This is a genomic window from Rothia mucilaginosa, from assembly GCF_049990865.1.
Lineage (GTDB): Bacteria > Actinomycetota > Actinomycetes > Actinomycetales > Micrococcaceae > Rothia > Rothia mucilaginosa_I.
Genome location: NZ_CP188231.1, coordinates 415,989 through 435,426, shown reverse-complemented (window position 1 = coordinate 435,426; position 19,438 = coordinate 415,989). Strand labels below are relative to the sequence as shown.

Below are 19,438 nucleotides of genomic sequence, written 5' to 3'. Positions count from 1 at the left end.
GGCAGACGAGGCATTTCGCAGAACGTAACGCATACGAGGAACCCACTTATGGCACAGACTCCCAAGCGTCAGGGCGCTAAACATCAGGGCGCCAAGCTTCAGGGCACTCGGTTTAAGGGCACTCGACTTAAGAGCGCCGGCGCGCAGAATGATTTCCGCTTGGCTGTTGCGGACTCTTCCGTGGTGATGCTTGGTATCGCTGTGTTGGGTTTGGGTTTGGGTATTATCCTCAACGCGCACGGCATGCCCCTCTGGACTGCGCCGCTGCTCTCTGCCCTAGTTTTTGCCGGTTCGGTGGAGTTCCTCATGGTGGGCATGGTCAGCACGGGCACGCCCCTGGCGTCGATTGCGTTGACGGTGTTCCTGGTGAATGCGCGCCATCTGGTGTACGGTCTTTCCTACCCGTTGCACAGCGTGAAGGGTTTCTGGGCTAAGGCTCTGGCGGTTCATACTCTGTGTGATGAGGCGTTCGCGCTTAATTCCGGTCCCGATCGTCATGAGCGTTCGGGGGCGCGCATTCTGTGGGTGAACGTGCTGATTTACGTCTCGTGGATTCTGAGCGTAGTCCTCGGGTATGTGCTGGGCGCGAGCTTCCTGAGCAGCTTGAAGGGCGTGGACTTTGTGATGGTGGCTATCTTCACGGTTCTTGCGATGGACGGCTACCGCGCTAACCCGGATCGTGTGACGGCGCTTTTTGTCGCATTTTCGGCTGCGGTGGCGCTGATTTTTGCGCCGTCCTCGTTTCTGGTGGTGGCGTTGGGTTCGTATGTGGTGCTGCTACTGGCGCGTTTCCTGGTGGCGAAGCGCCGCGGTACTCTGCCGCATCGTGCGGGGCATGAGGTAGCGACTGAGGCCTGAAAGCGCCGCAGAGAGCCCAGCCACCGCCGCTACTCCTGACGCGCCCGCTTCCACACAGCGATAAGAACGTTACATACGTGTTCAAAACCGGTTAGGATAGATGAGTGGAGCTTCGCTCTCCCCTCTTTCTATTTCTAGGATTCGCATAATGCCTCCCGCGCGAACCTGCGCGGAGGCTCCCAGAGGTGAAGGTACCCCATGACTCAGATGAAAGACACCGCTAAGGAAACTAGCGACGCAGAACGCTGTGCCGCCCCGGAGTAACACCGCACCGGGAGCGGCATCACCCGAGGTCACGCACGAGAACTACTGACGCGCGCAACTACCCGCGCAGAAAACTTGCACTGAAAAACTCGTGCAGGAGGAACGGCCCTCCGCCTCCATGTTTCGCGGCTTTCATCAACTCACGTACCTACCGCACTACTTAGCACCCAGCCTCTCTTCGGCTGGGCTCTCCCTACCCTTTTCGCGGATGCTCTTAGGGCTTCACCCGCGCGCCTCGTTCAGGGATCTTCCGCTCTTTTCGGGTTCTTTCGCTGAGTATGTGCAGAAAGAGAAAATCTTCATGAACAGTGAAGTGACCACCGGCTATATTCTTGCCGCAATTCTTGTGGCTGCAGGTATTACGTTCCTGCTTCGTTTGCTTCCTTTCGGGCTGAAGAAGGCTCTGGCTGGCTCCGAACTTTTGGATGCGCTCAGCCACTGGATTCCGCTCGGCGCAGTCGCGTTGCTTGCCATCTATGCGGTGGCGAAGATTGATTATTCTTCGTTCGCTACGGCGGCACCGTACCTGGCAGGTCTGGTGGTGACCGTGGCGGTGCACCTGTGGCGTAAGAATATGGTGCTGAGCATGGTGGCGGGTACCGTCACCTGCGTTGTGCTGGCTAACTGGGTTTTCTAGGGGGTTACGATGAGCATCTCTAAGAATTCTGTTTCTTCCCCCGCTGTTTCTTCTCAGCCCACACCGCAGCAGGCACCTCACCAGGCGACCCAGGAGCAGGTTGAGCAGGTTATTGCATCTGCTCTTCCGCTGACCGGCATGATTCCGGTAGTGGAGGCGACCGCCTCCCCCAATGCGCAGGGCTCTCAGTCCCCGCGCGAGAGCGGTTTTGCGGAGGCGATTCGCGTTGCCGGCGTGATCATGCTGGGCCTATTCTTTGTCGGCATTGGTCTGGGCGTGCTGGTGCACAGTTACGGTCTGCCGTTCTGGGTGGCACCTCTGCTGCCGATGCTGGTGTTTGCCGGTTCGGTGGAGTTCGTGCTGATCGATATGGTTTCGAATCATGCTTCGCTGTTCTCTATTGCGGTGATGACTCTGCTCATTAATTCGCGCCATCTCATGTATGGCCTGTCGTACCCGATTGAGCGTGTGCGTGGTGGGTTGGCGAAGTTCTACACCGTGTACACACTCATTGATGAGGCGTACGCGCTGAACACCGGACCGGACCGCCATAAGCTTCGTGCATCCCGCATCCTATGGATTCATGCGGGCCTGCACCTGAGCGTTCTGGCGAGCGCAACGCTCGGTTACGTGCTGGGTGCGAGTTTCTTGAGTGAACTCAAGGGCTTGGATTTTGTAATGACGGCGCTATTTGCGGTGCTCGCCATCGATGCTTATCAGAGCTCAAAAGACCATACCACCGCAGCTATTGCGGGTGTGTCCGCTGTGGTTGGTTTGGTGTTGGCGCCGCAGTCGATGCTGCTGATTTCTATGGTGGTGTACATTCTGCTGTTGGTGTCGCGTTTTGCGGTGGCTAAGCGCCGCGGCACTCTGCCGGAGCATATGCTGGTTGCGGATGAGGATCCCGCCGGAGCCGCCGAAACCTCCAACGCTTCCAAGCACTAGCGTCTGGATATAGTAAAGCGCCCCGCCCACCCGAAATACCGGGTGGGCGGGGCGTTATGCTGTCGCCAGCCGCATGTGTGGGTGAACCCTAGATCATGCACTGTAGACGTTCAGTATCTGCTGTGCTGTGAACCGCCAGGTGTCCCTGACGGAAGTAGCGCGGGTGCCTAGATTGCGTCCGGCTCCCATACCAAGCTTACTTGATAGTTGCTTACTTGATAGCTGCCAAGGCTGCTTCGTAGTTGGGCTCGTTGGTGGTTTCGGGAACCAGCTCGGTGTAGACAACTTCACCGGCGGGGTTCACGACGACCACGGAGCGTGCCAGCAGACCAGCCAGGGGGCCGTCCACAAGCTTTACGCCGAAGTCCTCACCGAAGGAGGAGCGGAAAGCGGAGGAGGTGACGACGTTCTCAATGCCCTCGGCTGCGCAGAAGCGGCCGATTGCGAAGGGCAGGTCGTTGGAGACGCACAGCACGACGGTGTTCTCCAGGCCCGCAGCCTGCTTGTTGAAGGTGCGGACGCTGGTTGCGCACACACCGGTGTCGATGGAGGGGAAGATGTTCAGCACCAGGTTCTTACCTGCGAAATCTGCGGAGGAGATCTCGGAGAGATCAGCCGCGAGAACCGAGAATTCGGGCAGCTTTGCGCCGACTGCGGGCAGGTCGCCGTTGGTGTGGATTACGAGTTCGTTATGTAGAGTTACTTCAGCCATGCCTTCATTGTCCCCTGGATAGGGCGGGTGTGCAAGGAGACACAGGCACTAGTGGGCGGAGTTTCCGCATAGCTGATTTCCTGCGGTGCCATTGTGCCCCAGCGACACCTCTACAATGGGCAGGTGAGCATTTTGAGGCACGTATCTTCCCGTCTTGCGCCACTGGCGCATCCCGTGACGATTTTCAGGGCACTCCGTCAGGACCTGCGCCGTCAGCGGGTGGAGGGTCGTGCCCTCATTGATCCGCACAATACGTACCGGCCGAGTGTGCGTGCCGAGTTGCGCCGCATGTTCACGCGCCCCCTCCCCGTGGAAACGCAGACGCTCATGTGTAACGCCCTGCTGGCGGCAATCTGCTGGTACCTACTCCCGGAAGCCTGGCGTTCGTGGCTGTTTAGCGAGTTTAAGGGCCCGGCTGGTTTTGCGCTGGTGATGGTCGGCTGGATGGTCGCGGACGTCACCTCAACGAACCTGATGGGTCACGATGAGGAGCATGCGCTGCGTGCTTTGCGCAGTAGCGACCCCCACGCCCTGCGCCTGTTCGTGCGCACGAAGGCTATTGCAATCGGTCTAATCACGGGTGTTTCTGGCACCCTGCTGGCGCTGGTTCTGCACAGTCAGGACAAGAACCTGACCCCCACGCTCATGATGTCCCTGTCGTTCTTTGTGGTGCCGGCTATTGTGGTGTCCCTGGGCTCGATTCTGGGCGTGATTTATCCGTACCGCCTGCGCGGCTGGCAGTTCCGCTGGTCTCACCGCAAGAACCTGCGGATGAGCGCCCGCTGGGTTCTGCTCTGTTTCGGTCCGGGCTGGGTGCTGGGTACGGTGCTGATGTCGCTGATGTTCCCGTCGATTTTCCTGTCGGATGCGCTCGCGCGCCTTCTCAACCCCGGCGTGGATCCGCGCGATATTGCGTTCCGGCCGCTGCTGTTTTCGCTGATTTTGTGGGCGCAGGGCGCTATTAGCCTGTGGGTTTTTCCGCGGATTACGGCACGTATTGCGACCGCGCGGCGCGCCTGGCTGGTGCATTATCTGACGGACGATAAGGTCTGCTAGCCGGTTTTTGTTGCCGAGGGTTCTGTTGCCGGGGTTTTGTTGCCGAGGGTTTTGTTGCAGGGCAGATGCAGCCGGGCAGACGTAGCGCGCATGCCATGGTAACGAGCGGCGCTGACCGCGCGCCCTGCGTCCCCGCCTCTTTTTCCCTATACTGGACGAGTTCACTATTCGCTTCTTGACCAGCACCGATGCGCGCTGCCGCGCATCTTCAGGAGTATTCATGTCTTCTATTCGCCGCCGCTTTACCGGCCGCACCGCTTTGGCTTTACCCGCACTGGGCGCCGCTCTAGCTCTTGTTGTCACGTCCTGCTCGGCAAGCACTGATTCTGCTGTTTCGGGTACTGTGGTGTCTTCTTCTGGTAGTGCTTCTGCCTCCGCGAGCGCTACTTCTACGCAGGAGCTGTTCCCCACCCCGTCGGCAAGCCCGAGCGCATCCGCGAGTGCTACCCCGAGTGCTTCGTCGCCTGCTCCGGTGCCGTCGGTGGTGACGATTACGGTTCATGCTGAGCCGACCGCATCCGAGTCGAAGACCTCTGAGTCGAAGTCGGATTCCAAGTCTGAGTCGAAGAAGGACTCCACCTGCGCGTCTGATTCTGCGTCGACCGTGGTGTCTAAGGCTCTGCGCGATTTGAAGAATAAGAGCAAGTGGGCTCAGTGGACGAACACTTCAGAAACCTATGAAGGCTATGACCCCTGTGCTGAGCTGTCGTGGATTGACGCTATTCCCGGAAGCTCTCATAAGGATTGTTGTATCTCCTCGATGGTGCACCATATTCTGCTGTTCCACCGCGGCAAGTTCATTGGTACCGCAACCTACGAGCCGTACTCTTTCCCCCCGGTGATTACCCGCACCTCCGACAGCTCGATTAGCGTGACCTACCGCTACGTGAAGGGTGATGAGAGCTCCGCCAGCGCGAGCGGCCGCACGACCGTTGAATTCACTTGGAATCCGGCAAAGAACCAAGTCGATATGGAAGGCACCCCTCCTCCGAGCTATAACTCTTAGGCTACGTGTTTGATGCCCGGGAGGTTGGGCGTACGAGAAACCCGCCGCCTCGCATATGGTGCATATGTGAGACGGCGGGTTTTCGTTGCTTAAGGATATGTAGGGTGCCCGAGGGCTAGCTATTTAGGCAACGAACTTCTTGTAACCGAAGTATGCGGCGCCTGCCAGGATAGCGATGCACAGAATCTTCTTCACGGTATTACTCCTTTGATTGTTCCGGTAGGCACCCGGTGTTTTACTCCATCTGGCGACTCACCTAAAGGCGAGGGTCAGGCGGGGCGTCATCCGCGCGTGGTGCCGTTGTTCCCTATCTTACCTGCTTTTGAACAACGTATTTCCGTTTGGCGTGCTGAGTCCGCATTCTAGACAGTCAAACACGCGACGGTTAGCGCACCATTGAGCCGAGGAATACGCCTCTGACAGGCGCATAATGGGAGCATGAGTATTTTTAAGAAGAAAGAGTACAGCGCTGAGCGCTCGGCTACTCGCATGGCTCGCGCCCTCGCTGTGATGGGTGCGCTGCACTTCATCATCCCGGATCCCTTCGACTCGATTGTGCCGAAGTACCTGCCGGGCCCTGCGCACGCGTACACTCACGCTTCGGGTGCGGCTGAGCTGGGCACCGCCGCCCTGCTGGCTAATGACAAGACCCGCCGTGCCGGTGGTCTGCTTGCGGCTCTGCTGTTTGTTGCGGTGTTCCCCGCAAACATTCAGATGGCGCTGGATGCGCGTAACCAGTCCACTCAGCGTAAGGCTATTGCGTACGGTCGCCTGCCCCTGCAGTTGCCGATGATTTGCAGCGCTCTGAAGATTTGGCGTAAGTCGAAGTAGTCGCTTCGTTCGTCAGGAACGGCACCTCAGTGTTTTACACGTAAAACATTGAGGTGCCGTTTACCTTAACATACCCGTTATTAAGCTTTCCGTAACCAGCATTGCCTACACTGGAACTAACACGCCACCTGTCACAGCGGCAGGTGTACAACCTTTGGAGAGAACAATGGGCACTATCATTGGCACCATTATCACCGGCGCAATTATTGGCGCAATCGCACGATTCTTCATGCGAGGCCGCCAGAACATTTCGATTCTTTGGACCATTATCTGCGGCGCTGTCGGCGCGGCTGTCGGCAACTGGGCGGCAGTTCAGCTGGGCGTTGCCGCGACCGCTGGCATCGACTGGATGCGCTGGATTCTGTCGGTCTTTGCAGCGATGCTGACCATTTCCCTGTACCTGGGTATGACCGGCAGGAAGTAACGATCCGGCCTACTGAGGGCTCGCTAATAAGTCCCCCATAACTAAAGGCGGCACCTCCCCTAGCGTGAGCTAGTGCGGGAGGTGCCGCCTTTTCTGCGCCTTGTGCGAAGCGCTTTACGTCTTCTCGGCTTATGCCTTCTGGGCTTATGCCTTCTTCACGACGGAGGACTTCAGGTACATCTGGCCTGCGCCGGGGACCTTCGCCTCAATGTCATGGCCGTTGACGGGGGATTCGAGCAGGCGGATACCGCGCACCTTAGTGCCCGCCTTGATGTCTGCGCCGCCCTTGACCTTCAGGCCCTTGACGATGGTGACGGAGTCGCCGTCGACGAGCTCGTTACCGACGGAGTCCAGAACCTTGGAGCCTGCTGCTTCTTCGGTTTCGCCTGCTACGGTGCGTTCCCATTCGTGGCCGCACATGGGGCATGCCCAGAGTTCGCCCATTTCGTAGGTGTAGTTTTCGTTGCATTCGGGGCAGGTGGGTGCTTCGATTTCGTTGAGGTTTTCGCTCATGGTTCCTTCTTCAATCTGTGCGGATGCGCCGCTTCTCCCCTGCTGTGTGTGGCTGCGGCGTGTGGGCGCGCGTCAGCGAGGGCGGGGTGCGACGGTGGAGGATGCGAGGATTCTCGCGTTCGTGCTGACTATACCATTTGGCGGGTGCGAACCGCATGTGCGGGGCTGGTTTTTGTTGACCTTTTGGGGTGGGTTCGGGGCGTGGTTGAAGCCGAAAATAAAATTTGCATGGTTTGTGCGTAATATTTTGGGTGGAAGATGATTCTCAGTGGCTGCGGCGTGTAAAGTGCTTAAGTATTTGTACGTTTTTTGAGTGAAAGGCACGGCTTCATGAAGCTTTCCGCACGTAACCAGTTCGCTGGCAAGGTTGTTGAGATTACTGAGGGTGCAACCAACGGCATCGTTAAGATTGAAATCGCTCCCGAGGTTGTTATCTCTGCGTCCATCACCAACGAGTCCATCAAGGAGCTGGGTCTGAAGGTTGGCGAGACCGCTTACGCAGTCATCAAGGCGTCCAACGTTATGGTTGGTGCTGACCACTAATCCCGGTCGATAAGGCTTACACCCGGCGGCTGCCTATTGTGGCGCGCGAGGGTTAATAGGGCGGAGCCCCGCACTGTACACACAGTGCGGGGCTCCGCTTTTATGTTTTTATCGCTTAGACGTTGAAGCGGAACTCCACCACGTCATCATCATACTTGGTTATCCTCAGGACTCTTTTCATCAGCTTCCTCTTTTGGAGGCATAAGATACAACTGAGCATTATAAAAAGCTCTCCGCATACCTGGATTGCCCCTTACAATATTCATCTGATTTTCAGAAGAAAATCCAAGCTCTTTCAAGATATTTAAAATCACAACGCACGTAGTCACTAAAATAATAGCCTTCTGCGCATTCTCATCATAATGTAATACATGCCCCTCATGAGAAATCTTATTGCGTGATTTTGCAGCCGCTTCTGCCCAATATTCGACATCAGGAACCACTAAAGAGATGATATTTTCACCAATACGATTTGCAAGCTCCTTAAGACGAACTTTTAGAAGTTTTTGCTTCCTGCCTTTATTTACCTTAGGCGCAGATGCTACTCCTTCTTTCTGATTCTCGACATCTTTTTCACCTGATTTTTCAGTCCGAGACTCTCGATCCGACTGACATTCAGCCATCTCTTCAACTTCTGATATTTTTCCTTGCTTCTCCAAGTTAAAATGCAATATCTCAGCTGAGTTAACAGCAGTCAGAAGCGCATTTTTATCAGATATCTTAGGGGAATAATGTAGACTTAAAATTTCATTGGCAGCATTCTGTAATTGGCCATATAGCTCATACCAAAGAGGAAGAACTTTATCAACCGAAACAAGCTCACATGTAAAAAGAACATTCCGAGAATCTGCCCCCTTAGAATCAGGGCAACCGACATTGGAGAGAGAATAAAGAACATCAACAGGTTGACTTTGGTCCAAACTTTCACCTTCAGAGCTATAGAGACGAAGTGAAATAATGCCTACAAAACGAGAGACAGCGAACGAGATTAATTTCTGAAGTATTCCAACTTCCTCTAAGACTTTCTGTAAATTATTCGGATCAGCATAGTCAACTTTCATGCAAACTTTATCGCTAATGGTACCAACCGTCTCTCCTGCTAAATATTCAATCTTACCCGGTGAAAAAGAGTGGATAATATTATATAAGTTATCACTCACCACCGCAGCCGGTATCGGCTTAACAGATAATGAAATTCCACATTTTTTCTCTCCGATTTCATTCTCAATATCTTCATATTTAAATTCAGATTCAGATAATTTAACCCAAAGATTTAAATCCTCTATACCTACTTCGAATCCACTAAAAATCTTATCCTCTTTATCCAGAATATGCGCGCCAACAATCGCTCTATCTACGACCGCAACCTGAAGCACCGCACCAGGATTTCCGGAAAAACTCACATTGGATTCAGTAGTAGAAACCCCAAATAGAGTAATTTCACTATTCCCAGAAGTTCCATAAACAATACCCCAATTCTCCAAGCCTGGGATATACAGATTTCCATCGAAATAGCTAAATCCACTAAAGCTACCGATTAGTTCAAGGAATATCTTTCCTTTACCGTCGTATTTAAGGACCCCCGGGACTAAATTTCCAGGGTTCTCTGGTAGCCACCAATAACCCTGCCACTCATGTTCTTCACAAAGCAATAAGGGTGATTTCATCATCCAAAACTCCTAAAAATGTACACCTGCAACACGTATACATATACGCATTCAAATCAATGTTCATCGCATCCGTCACAGACTATCGATTGTATCCTCTTCTCACTATCTCAAAAATGGTATCCACAAATATTTGCAGGGCCAGGTTTTATAGCCTGCTTGAAATTTGTTGGGGAATCTAATAATGAAAATGCACAAGAATTGTCAAAGTTCAGAATTAGACACCATTTCAGATTGTGTTTAAAGGGTACAGAAAATCCGGTGACAGTGAGATGATTTTCGTCATCCCTCCGTCACCGGATTCTCAAAGTCCTATCGACCCGTCAGATTAGACGTTGAAGCGGAACTCCACTACGTCGCCGTCCTGCATGATGTAGTCCTTACCCTCCATGCGGACCTTACCGCGAGCCTTCGCCTCCGCCATGGAGCCAGCCTCATCCAGGTCCTTGAAAGACACAACCTCAGCCTTAATGAAGCCACGCTCAAAATCAGAGTGAATCACACCAGCAGCCTGCGGCGCAGTATCACCCTTATAAATAGTCCACGCGCGAGCCTCCTTCGGGCCAGCAGTCAGATAAGTCTGCAGCCCCAGGGTCGAGAAGCCCACACGAGCCAGCTGGTCCAGACCGGACTCATCCTGACCGTTCATCTCCAGCATCTCGCGAGCCTCCTCCTCAGACAGCTCCACCAGATCAGCCTCCAGCTTCGCATCCAAGAACACAGCCTCAGCCGGCGCCACCATGTCACGCAGCTCCTGCTGCTTCTCCTCAGACGCCAGAATGCCCTCATCCGCGTTGAACACGTAAATGAACGGCTTAGCAGTCAGCAGGTTCAGCTCCTTCAGGTGAGCCAGCTCCAGCTTCGCGTCCTTCGCACGAGAAATGATGGTGTCACCATCCTCCAGGATCTTCTGCGCAGCCTTGTAGGTCTCCAGCTGAGCGGCGTCACCCTTCTTAATCTTCACAGCCTTCTCCAGACGCGGAATAGCGTTCTCCAAAGTCTGCAGGTCAGCCAGAATCAGCTCAGTATTGATGGTCTCCATATCGGAGGCGGGGTCAACCTTGCCGTCCACGTGAATGACGTCCGGGTCATCAAACGCACGCACCACCTGGGCGATAGCGTGCGCCTCACGAATGTTCGCGAGGAACTTGTTACCCAGGCCCTCACCCTCAGAAGCGCCCTTCACAATACCCGCAATATCAACGAACGAAACAGTCGCAGGCAGAATACGCTCCGAACCAAAAATCTCAGCCAGACGGTTCAGACGCGCATCCGGCAGGTTCACCACGCCCACGTTCGGGTCAATGGTCGCGAACGGGTAGTTAGCCGCCAGCACAGTGTTGCCGGTCAGAGCGTTGAACAGGGTGGACTTGCCCACGTTAGGCAGGCCAACAATGCCGATAGTTAGAGCCACAAGTTTTCCTTCGAATCATGTACCCCGCCACACACGGATGCGCCGCGTATGTGATGCGGCGGGTGCGGGCGGGCACAGGGCGAAAATGGTGCCCGCGTCCAAGCGCGGCACCGCCAGTCTCGGGAAGAAACGGGTGCGGGGCGCCTGCGGGCATAGACACTACCATTCTACCGTGTTCGCGCAGGAGCCGCCCTGGTTAATGAGAGCAGGGCGCTAGAGCCAGCCGTTCTCCGTGGCGATACGCACCGCATCCTGACGAGTCGACGCACCCGTCTTCGCCATCGCCGCCGACAAATAATTACGCACCGTACCCGCCGACAAAAACAACGCCGCCGCAATCTGCTGAGCCGTACCACCCGACGCCGCCTCACGCAGCACCTGCGCCTCACGCTCCGTCAACGGAGAAGCACCCGTCACCAAAGAATCCGCCGCCAACGACGGATCCACCACACGCAACCCCGCATGCACACGACGAATCGCCTCCGCCAACTGGCGAGCACCCGTATCCTTCACCACAAAACCACTCGCACCAGCCTCCAGGGCGCGGCGCACATAACCCGGGCGGCCAAAAGTCGTCACAATCAGCGTGCGCACCGGCTCACCCGACTCACTCAACGCACCCGCATCACGCAGCGCCGCAGCCGCCTCAATACCATCAGCCAGCAAAGCACCGGGCATCTGCACATCCAACAGCACCACGTCCGGCTTCAACAGGGCGACCGCGCCCAACACCTCGTCACCGCTACCGACCTGCCCCACAATCTCCAGGTCGACCTCCAGACCCAGCAGGGCGGCAAGAGCCTCACGGATGAGCTGCTGATCGTCAGCGAGCAGAACACGAATCATGGGAGCCTCCCAGGGCTGAAGACGGTGAAAAGGACGGGGCAGAAAATACCGGGTGGAACAACCGTAAGAGGTTGTCTACCACCACCATACAGGGGCGGGTAGCTCCCCCGTCTAGGGCGCGGCGCTAAGTTCCACAATCTACAGCATCTACCTACAGCAGTGAGGTGTCGCCATCCATGCTCACACGGATGCGCGTGCCCACCCCACCGGCAGGGTTCGGGTTCTCCGCCAGCCACTGCTCGGGAGCCGCCTCAATCACCACGCTACCGCCGGACGCAGCCACACGCTGAGCCATACCCGTCAGACCGTTACCGCGGGCATCACCCACACCCACGCCGTTATCGAGGATGTCCAGACCGGTTGCGCTCAAACGCACCCGCGCCGCGTTCGCCTCCGAGTGGCGCACCATGTTCGTCACCGCCTCACGCAGAACCCAGGAGAACAGCTTCGCGTTCACGCCAGCCACCGCGAGCGCGCTCTGAGCCTCCGGCAGTTCGGCGCGAATACCGGCGGTCTGCAGGGCACGGCCCGCGCCCTCAATCTCACCCGAGAAGTCGGGCACACGCAGGCGCGTCACGGTTGAGCGAACCTCCGCCAGGGATGCGCGGGACAGCTGCGCGATTGCCTCCATTTCGGCGCCGGCGCGGGCGGGGTCAATCTCCAGCAGGCGCTGTGCCAGCTCCGCTTTGAGGGTGATGACGGTCAGGGAGTGGCCCAGCACGTCGTGCACGTCGCGGGCGATCTCTTCACGTTCCTCAGAGAGCGCCAGGGAGGCACGCGCTACGTCCGCGCGTTCGCCGAGCTCAATCAGGTAGGAGAAGCCCAGCATGCCCACCATCGGCGCACCGATGAAGAGGGCGATACCGCCGCGCGCGGTGACGTCAAAGCCGATGCTCGCCATAAAAATTAGCCAGGAGGCCAGGGCAATCATCGCCGCTACACCCAAGCGCAGGCGGTACGGGGCGATTGTGCCAAAAATCCAGAACGCCACAAAGTACATGCTGAACGACAAGAACACCACATACGCAGATTCCAGCCGAAGCGCCGTCAGGCCAGCCACAGGCAGCGCCATCAGTAGCGTCCAGATGACGCTTCGACGCACCGTAGAGGCGACCGGCACCAGCCACGGCACCGCGTACGCCGAGCAGTTCACCACCGCGAACAGTACCACCAGCGCCACACCGGTCCAGCGCACATGCGCCAGCTCCGGGGTGGTGAGGAAGCTGTCCAGCGGCATGAGCAGAAACACCAGCCACGGGGCGCTAAAGCCCAGCGCCAGCCAGTTCACGTTGCCGCGGCGTTCGCGGTGGAGGAAGCGGAAGCGGTGCTTACCCAGGGTGCGCTTCGCGGCGGAGGGTGCCGCCTCATTCTCGGCGCTACTCTGGTCGGTGTTGTGCGGGTGGAGGTGGGTTTCAGTCATGGTTCTAGCCTAACGTGCGGGTGCCGCGGGTGCAGATGCCACCGGTGCGGCGGTGTCAGTAGGGGCTGTGTTAGCAGAGGCGGTGTGAGTGGGTACGGCTTCCGCCGCAGCCTCGGGAGCCCCTGATACTACGGAACCCTTGAGACTGCGGCGGGAAGAAGCATTTAGCGGCGGGTTGCGCGGCGCATCAGCAGGGCAGAAACACCCAGGAAGATTGCCGCCCAGACGACCAGGCTCACCACGGCGTACCAGAGCGGCTCGGTGACGAACCAGTCCTCACCACCGCCCAGAATAATGGTCTGACCTGCGGCGAAGGGGTAGCGAGCGATCTCGGCGGCACCGTACAGCGGGGTGAAGCGGGCGTAGTTCAGCAGGTCGGTGCTCAGCGGGGAGAACACGGTACCGAAGAAGCTCATAATCACCAGCAGACCGTTCGCAATAGACACGGCGTTCTCGTTACGAATCAGCAGACCCATCATGATGCCGTAGAAAGCGAACACCAGACCGCACAGCACGGTCAGCGCACCGGCGGCAAGCTGCTGGTTCAGCGGAATCTCAACACCGGTAAACATGCCCACAATGTTCACCGCGATGACCGGCACCGCAGAAATCACCAGGGCGGTCAGTGCCTTCGCGCCCAGGTACTTGCCGGTGGTCAGCGGGGTCAGCGCCAGCTGGCGGTTCCAGCCGCTCGACAGCTCGGTGACGGTGCTGCCGCTAATCGCCACGGTGTTCTGCACGGCACCGTACAGCGCCATGCCAATCATGACGTACGCAGCTACGTTGCCGTCGCCCATCGGCTGGGAGGAGTATTCCTGCATCGCGCCGAAGAGCAGGAAGAAGACGATGGGCAGTGCCACGCCGAAGAAGAAACGGTCGGTCGAGAGGATAGAAGCGCGGATGTCGTAGAGTGCGTAGCGGAGCATGATGTTTTCCTTGAGGTGTGTAGCGGCGGTGTGATGTTGAGGCGGTGCGGTGTTTAGGCAGCCTGATCTTTAGGCGTCGGATGCCTTGGAGGCGGCGGCCTGCTCGGTCAGCAGGGTGAAGGACTCGTCCAGGGAGGGCTTGGTGACCTCCAGGTCGGTGATGCTGTAGTTGTTCAGCAGAGTGCGCAGTACCCGCTCAATCTCCACCACGGAGATGCGGTGGCGGTACCCGCCGGACTCTTCGGTGACCTCAACCGGCACGTCCAGGTCGGTGATGGGTGCGGGTGCGAGGAAGCTGAGGTGGCGGTGGCCGGTCAGGGCACGAATCTCGTCGGAGGAGCCGTCAGCGATGATGGAGCCGGATTCCATGAGCACGATGCGCTGGGCGAAGTTCTGTGCTTCTTCCAGGTAGTGCGTCGCAAAAAGAATGGTCGTTCCACGCTCGGCGATGGCTTCCATGCGCTCCCAGAAGGTGCGGCGCGCGTTCACGTCCATGCCGGCGGTCGGCTCGTCCAGGATCAGCAGTTCCGGCGAGTGCATGGTCGCCAGGGCGTAACGCAGACGCTGCTGCTGACCGCCCGAGCACTTGCCGACCTTACGCTTAGCAATATCGGTCAGGTCGGCGCCGGCGAGTACCTCGTCCACGTCAATGGGCGTGGGGTACAGCGCCGCAATCATCTCGACCGTAGCGCGGATCGTCAGGTCCTTGAGCAGGCCACCGGTCTGCTGCACCGCACCGAGTAGACCGGCGCGTGCCGCCTCGGAGGCGTTGCGACCGAAGACGCTCAACTCGCCGCCGCTGGGCTGGGCCAGACCAAGGATCATGTCGATGAGGGTGGTCTTGCCTGCGCCGTTGGGGCCGAGCAGGGCGATGATTTCGCCGCGCTTGACGGTCAGGTCAATCGAGTCGACGGCGACCACGGTGCCTGCCGCACGGGTGGTAAAAACCTGGCGGAGGGAACGGGCGGAAATAACGGTTTCTGCGGTGTTTTGCTTGCTGTTCTGAAGTGCTGCGGTGTTCATGTTTCTATTACACCGCCGGTTTTCGCACCGGTGCGGTACAGAGTGTCATGACCTGCCCATGACAAATGTCATGAGTTCACGGAAGGGGTGGTATGACGCGGTAATTTCCGGGGTAATAGGCCCTCGAGGCTGCAGCGGAGGCGATCACGCGAAGCGGGGGCTCCGTCCTCAAGGCGCCCCAGCGCCGCAGAGGGGGCACTCCCCCGCGTAGCGTGAGCGCGAAGCTGCCTACACACGCCCCGTCTCTCTCTCCCCCCCCCCGCGAGCGGAAACCGGCGCGTACCGCTGTCCCAAACCATGCATCCTCAGGCACGAAAACCCAGTGCTTTCTCTCCCCCTCCCCGCGTAGCGAGACCACGAAGCTGCGGAGGCGATCGCGCGAAGCGGGGGCTCCGTCCTCAAGGCGCCCCAGCGCCGCAGAGGGGGCACTCCCCCGCGTAGCGTGAACGCGAAGCTGCGCAAGCATCCCTACCCATGCATCCTCAGGCACGAAAAACCCCGTGTCTTCTCCCCAAAGCGGGAAGAGGACACGGGGTCATCAGTATAAGAGTTTAGCGAGTGGGCTTAGCGCCGCGGCCACCGAGCTGGCGGCCCACGTTCTCGTCATTCTTCAGGGCGGAACGCAGTTCCTTCGGCAGGGAGAAGAGAATGTCTTCCTTCGCGGTCTCCACCTCTTCGATGGTGCTGTAGCCGTACTCGGCGAGCAGAGCCAGCACCTCCTGAACCAGAACCTCGGGCACGGACGCACCGGAGGTCAGGCCCACGGTTGCCACGCCCTCGAACCAGGACTCGTCTACCTGGTGTGCGAAGTCCACACGCTCGGCACGCTTAGCACCGTATTCGAGTGCCACTTCCTTCAGGCGCACGGAGTTCGAGGAGTTTGCCGAACCAACCACGATGACCAGGTCGGCGCGCGGAGCAATCTCTTTGATGGCGCCCTGGCGGTTGGAGGTTGCGTAGCAGATGTCGTCCGAGGGCGGATCCTGCAGGGAGGGGAAACGCTCACGCAGACGCGCCACGGTTTCCAGGGTTTCGTCCACGGACAGGGTGGTCTGAGAAATCCAGACGACCTTCTCGGGGTTGCGGACGGTCACCTGGTCCACCTCGTCGGGCGAGTTCACGATCTGGATGTGCTCGGGCGCCTCGCCGGCGGTACCCTCGACCTCTTCGTGGCCGGTGTGGCCGATGAGCAGGATGTCGTAGTCCTGCTTGGCGAAGCGTACAGCCTCGCGGTGCACCTTGTTCACCAGCGGGCAGGTCGCGTCAATGGTGTTCAGAGAGCGGTCGCCGGCTGCGGAAACCACTGCCGGGGACACGCCGTGCGCCGAGAACACGGTCACGGAACCTTCGGGAACTTCGTCCACTTCATCAACGAAGATAGCGCCCTGCTTCTCCAGGGTCTCCACCACGTGGCGGTTGTGAACAATCTGCTTACGCACGTAGACGGGCGCGCCGTAGTGCTCCAGCGCCTTCTCAACAGCAATCACGGCACGGTCAACGCCTGCGCAGTAACCGCGCGGGGTGGCGAGCAGGACTTTCTTCTCACCGGTGACGGGTGCGGCGGCTTCAACCTCGGCGCGGCTGCGGCGCTCGCGGGGTACGGGCGGCAGGCCCAGGGCAATAGTTTCAGTGGACATGGTTACTATCCTACGTTGTTCGGACTTTTAGTGTGTGATGACTGTGGCACCGCTCGCAGGGCTTCGGCCCAGGGCGGTGAGGCGAATCAGGATACCGAGCAGCAGGGCGAGGATTGCCAGGACCAGCCCGTAGCTTGCCGCCGCCTCCAGATGCCCGGTCAGTGACGGTGCGAGCTGGTTCCATATCCCGGTAATCAGCGCCGTTCCGGCGGTGCTGTGGCTGGTAATTCCTAGGGATTCGGGGCTCTGGCCGCCTAACCAGGCTGCGGCGCCCCATCCCAGCAGGGCGTAGAGCAGAGCCGTGACCACCGGAACTAGGATGCGGTGCCGGGGTGCCAGCAACGTAGCCAGCAGCAGGCTCAGCGCCGAGATGATGGTCAGCGGCACGGTGGACTTGCCCAGCGCGGCGGCACGGTTAATGCCGGCGTGCAGGTACCACTCCTGCTGGCTGTTGCTGTCCTTCACCCGGTCAATGTTGAGGGTTTCAGGGCCGAGCTTCGTTAGGTCCGGGTCGAAGGATCCGATAGAGCCGACCTTCGCATCCAGCGCACGGTAGAAGGGGGTGAGCACAATGACGGCGGGGCCGTCCTGGTGTTCAAGGTTGTAGCGGCGAGTTTCCTCGGCGATTTCCTTCCAGAGGCTTCGATATTCTTCAGTTTTTGATAGCTCAGCCGCGGAACGGTTGAGCAGGGAACGTATGCCGTCTTGTGTCGGCTTTACAAGAATGGAGTATAAGCCGCTTTCTTTGGTGCCGTCGAGGAAGGTTGTCATAGCCTCGGAGTTCATGAGGTCTTCCACCGCGCCGTCAGCGATGCGCGAGGCAAGCTGCGAGTCCTCCGCCAAGTTGGAGGAAATCTGTGAGAAACCGCGCTCTGACATGAGCTTTGAGTTCACCCAGGCACCCGCGGTTGCGCCCAGACCGGTCACCAGGGCCAGGGCGCACAGCACAACGGTCAGGAACCTGCGCAAACCTGCCGCGAAGGGAGGCTCCGGGGCAGCCTGCAATTCGGCCTTTGTGGGGGCTGTCCCGTGGCCGAGCGTGCGCGTGGGCTGTAGCAGGGTGGTGTCTTCATCCGCTGTGTAATAGCCGTCCGTGCGGGTAATCCGTGTGTCGACGACTCGGGTCGCGTCCGCCGGGTAGTTTTGCGCGCCAGTACCCGCCGCTGACGAAGCCGCGGCGGTGTTGAGGGCGTTGTTCTGATGGGCTGACTGATCGGGTGAGCGCATGAGCCTAGGGTACCCGCTCACACTGTTCAAAGCCGATTCAGACCCGCCGAATGCGCCAGAAGCTAAGTTCCACCTGCACTGCGTGCAAGATACCCCGATTCGCTCGGCTGACCTGTGAGCAGGCGCATAACCAACCAATCAGGGACAATAGAGGGTATGAACTTCTACAACCCCTCCGCAGCGCAACCGGCACCCGCACTGGTGGTGCCGCCCGTGCACGAGCGGCAGCTTCCCGGGAAGTCTCAGGAAACCACCGCCACCAACCCCTGGCCCCTCGCCCTGCTCGCGCAGAACCTCAAAAACTACGTAGACAAGGTTCCCGAGCTTTGGGTGGAGGCGCAGGTCGCCTCCCTCAACGGCCGCGGCGGCAACGTCTTCATGGAGCTTAAAGACCTCAACGAAGACTTCTCCTTCACCCTCGCGCTCTTTGGGCGTGCCGGTAGCGGCCTGGCGGCTGATGTGACCGTAGGTGCTCGCATCGTCACCCGCGCCAAGCCGAGCCTGTGGAAGAACGGCAAGCTCTCCCTCATCGGCAAGGAAGTGTACGCGGTCGGCACCGGCAACCTGCACGAGCAGCTACAGCGTCTGCGCGAAGCTCTCGCCGCCGAGGGACTGTTCTCTGACGCGCGGAAGAAGCCGCTGCCCATGCTACCGAATCGTGTGGGTCTGATTACCGGTCGCGATTCTGACGCAGAGAAGGACGTTATCCGCAACGCCTCCCTGCGCTGGCCCGGCGTGGTCTTCGAGGTGCGCAATACCCGCGTTCAGGGTGAGGGTGCGGCGGCTGAGGTCATTGCGGCTCTTGCCGAACTGGACGCCCACCCGGAGGTGGATGTCATCGTCATCGCCCGAGGCGGCGGCTCCTTCGAGGACCTGCTGCCCTTTTCCGAGGAGGCGCTCATCCGCGCCGTCGCGGCAGCCACCACCCCGGTGGTCTCGGCGATTGGTCACGAAGCGGACTCCCCCATCCTCGATGCGGTCGCCGATCTGCGCGCCTCCACCCCCACCGATGCGGGTAAGCGCATTGTGCCCGATATTTCGGAAGAAACCGCCCGCATTACCGAGGCGCGTGCCCGCCTGGACCGTGCGGTGCTCGGCTACGTGGGCATGCAGATGAACTACATTGCCCAGCTGCGGAGCCGCCCGGTGCTCACCCACCCGGAGTCCTCCCTGCTCATGCGTGTGGAAGAGCTAAGCCAGCTGCGCGAGCGCGCTCACCGTTCGATGCAGCACCGTCTGGAGCGTGAGTCGGCGACTCTGTCGCATACGTTGGCACGGGTGCGGTCGCTCTCGCCTGCACAGACGCTCAACCGCGGCTACTCCATCGTTCAGGATGCCGCGGGCGCTATTGTGCGTGACGCTTCGGCGCTGAGTGCGGGCGAGCAGATTACGGTGCGCGCGGCGACCGGGCAGGCGCAGGCGACCGTGACCTCTACGGATCCCTCAAACATCTCCTAAGTTTTACCCCTGGTTTTCACCCCTAAGTTTT

Annotated in this window: 19 protein-coding genes; 9 read left to right on the top strand and 10 right to left on the bottom strand. The window is 58.8% G+C overall.

Translation table 11 applies throughout. The features are described from left to right. Positions 1-48 precede the first annotated feature (48 nt). From ACP3RB_RS01870 to ACP3RB_RS01860, 3 genes are all read left to right on the top strand, one after another. The gene (locus tag ACP3RB_RS01870; RefSeq protein ID WP_426699263.1) at positions 49-858 is read left to right on the top strand and encodes an AzlC family ABC transporter permease; all 810 of its coding nucleotides are present in this window, start codon (positions 49-51) and stop codon (positions 856-858) included. A 565-nt stretch (positions 859-1,423) separates the two neighbouring features. Beyond that, a complete protein-coding gene (locus ACP3RB_RS01865) occupies positions 1,424-1,759 on the top strand; it encodes a branched-chain amino acid transporter permease (protein ID WP_060824483.1) in 336 nt (111 codons plus the stop codon). 9 nt (positions 1,760-1,768) lie between these two features. Next, positions 1,769-2,704, top strand: a complete 936-nt coding sequence (locus tag ACP3RB_RS01860) for an AzlC family ABC transporter permease (RefSeq protein WP_426699262.1) — start codon at positions 1,769-1,771, stop codon at positions 2,702-2,704. Between the two features lie 211 nt (positions 2,705-2,915). Here the strand turns inward: ACP3RB_RS01860 and tpx are convergent, their stop codons facing one another. Continuing rightward, a complete protein-coding gene (tpx, locus tag ACP3RB_RS01855) occupies positions 2,916-3,416 on the bottom strand; it encodes a thiol peroxidase (protein WP_294630562.1) in 501 nt (166 codons plus the stop codon). Positions 3,417-3,590: 174 nt separating this feature from the next. Between tpx and ACP3RB_RS01850 the strand changes: the two genes are divergently transcribed. From ACP3RB_RS01850 to ACP3RB_RS01835, 4 genes are all read left to right on the top strand, one after another. Next, a complete protein-coding gene (locus ACP3RB_RS01850) occupies positions 3,591-4,472 on the top strand; it encodes a hypothetical protein (RefSeq protein ID WP_426699261.1) in 882 nt (293 codons plus the stop codon). Between the two features lie 220 nt (positions 4,473-4,692). Continuing rightward, positions 4,693-5,478 carry an LppP/LprE family lipoprotein gene (locus ACP3RB_RS01845; RefSeq protein ID WP_426699260.1) on the top strand — a complete coding sequence of 262 codons (786 nt, stop codon included), beginning with the start codon at positions 4,693-4,695 and terminating at the stop codon, positions 5,476-5,478. Positions 5,479-5,916: 438 nt separating this feature from the next. Next, positions 5,917-6,309, top strand: a complete 393-nt coding sequence (locus ACP3RB_RS01840; protein WP_049358632.1) for a DoxX family protein — start codon at positions 5,917-5,919, stop codon at positions 6,307-6,309. Positions 6,310-6,475: 166 nt separating this feature from the next. Next, positions 6,476-6,733, top strand: a complete 258-nt coding sequence (locus ACP3RB_RS01835; RefSeq protein WP_294630554.1) for a GlsB/YeaQ/YmgE family stress response membrane protein — start codon at positions 6,476-6,478, stop codon at positions 6,731-6,733. Positions 6,734-6,877: 144 nt separating this feature from the next. Here ACP3RB_RS01835 and ACP3RB_RS01830 read toward each other — a convergent pair whose 3' ends face one another. Further along, on the bottom strand, positions 6,878-7,246 hold the full coding sequence (locus ACP3RB_RS01830) for a zinc ribbon domain-containing protein YjdM (protein WP_426699259.1): 369 nt from the start codon (positions 7,244-7,246) through the stop codon (positions 6,878-6,880). A gap of 330 nt (positions 7,247-7,576) precedes the next feature. On the opposite strand from ACP3RB_RS01830, the gene ACP3RB_RS01825 reads away from it, so the two are divergent. Further along, on the top strand, positions 7,577-7,789 hold the full coding sequence (locus tag ACP3RB_RS01825; protein ID WP_005505155.1) for a TOBE domain-containing protein: 213 nt from the start codon (positions 7,577-7,579) through the stop codon (positions 7,787-7,789). A 149-nt stretch (positions 7,790-7,938) separates the two neighbouring features. On the opposite strand, the gene ACP3RB_RS01820 is transcribed toward ACP3RB_RS01825, so the two are convergent. The 8 genes from ACP3RB_RS01820 to ACP3RB_RS01785 all read right to left on the bottom strand — a co-directional run bounded on the left by ACP3RB_RS01820 (position 7,939) and on the right by ACP3RB_RS01785 (position 17,949). Further along, complete coding sequence (locus tag ACP3RB_RS01820) at positions 7,939-9,459, bottom strand: HEPN domain-containing protein (protein ID WP_426699258.1); 1,521 nt, start codon at positions 9,457-9,459, stop codon at positions 7,939-7,941. 325 nt (positions 9,460-9,784) lie between these two features. Then, complete coding sequence (gene ychF, locus ACP3RB_RS01815; protein ID WP_005505132.1) at positions 9,785-10,870, bottom strand: redox-regulated ATPase YchF; 1,086 nt, start codon at positions 10,868-10,870, stop codon at positions 9,785-9,787. A 213-nt stretch (positions 10,871-11,083) separates the two neighbouring features. Continuing rightward, positions 11,084-11,716 (bottom strand): response regulator transcription factor, encoded by a 633-nt coding sequence (locus tag ACP3RB_RS01810; protein ID WP_298594010.1) that lies wholly within the window; start codon positions 11,714-11,716, stop codon positions 11,084-11,086. Between the two features lie 151 nt (positions 11,717-11,867). Further along, positions 11,868-13,136, bottom strand: a complete 1,269-nt coding sequence (locus ACP3RB_RS01805; RefSeq protein ID WP_426699257.1) for a sensor histidine kinase — start codon at positions 13,134-13,136, stop codon at positions 11,868-11,870. A 164-nt stretch (positions 13,137-13,300) separates the two neighbouring features. Further along, positions 13,301-14,062: an ABC transporter permease gene (locus ACP3RB_RS01800; protein WP_426699256.1), complete on the bottom strand. Its 762-nt coding sequence runs from the start codon at positions 14,060-14,062 to the stop codon at positions 13,301-13,303. 69 nt (positions 14,063-14,131) lie between these two features. Next, positions 14,132-15,085: an ATP-binding cassette domain-containing protein gene (locus ACP3RB_RS01795; protein WP_426699255.1), complete on the bottom strand. Its 954-nt coding sequence runs from the start codon at positions 15,083-15,085 to the stop codon at positions 14,132-14,134. A gap of 551 nt (positions 15,086-15,636) precedes the next feature. Then, the gene (locus ACP3RB_RS01790) at positions 15,637-16,722 is read right to left on the bottom strand and encodes a 4-hydroxy-3-methylbut-2-enyl diphosphate reductase (RefSeq protein ID WP_296705415.1); all 1,086 of its coding nucleotides are present in this window, start codon (positions 16,720-16,722) and stop codon (positions 15,637-15,639) included. 27 nt (positions 16,723-16,749) lie between these two features. Then, positions 16,750-17,949, bottom strand: a complete 1,200-nt coding sequence (locus ACP3RB_RS01785) for a dehydrogenase (RefSeq protein ID WP_426699254.1) — start codon at positions 17,947-17,949, stop codon at positions 16,750-16,752. A 156-nt stretch (positions 17,950-18,105) separates the two neighbouring features. On the opposite strand from ACP3RB_RS01785, the gene xseA reads away from it, so the two are divergent. Beyond that, entirely contained in the window at positions 18,106-19,407 is a 1,302-nt protein-coding gene (gene xseA / locus ACP3RB_RS01780) for an exodeoxyribonuclease VII large subunit (RefSeq protein WP_426699253.1), read from the top strand. Positions 19,408-19,438 lie beyond the last annotated feature (31 nt).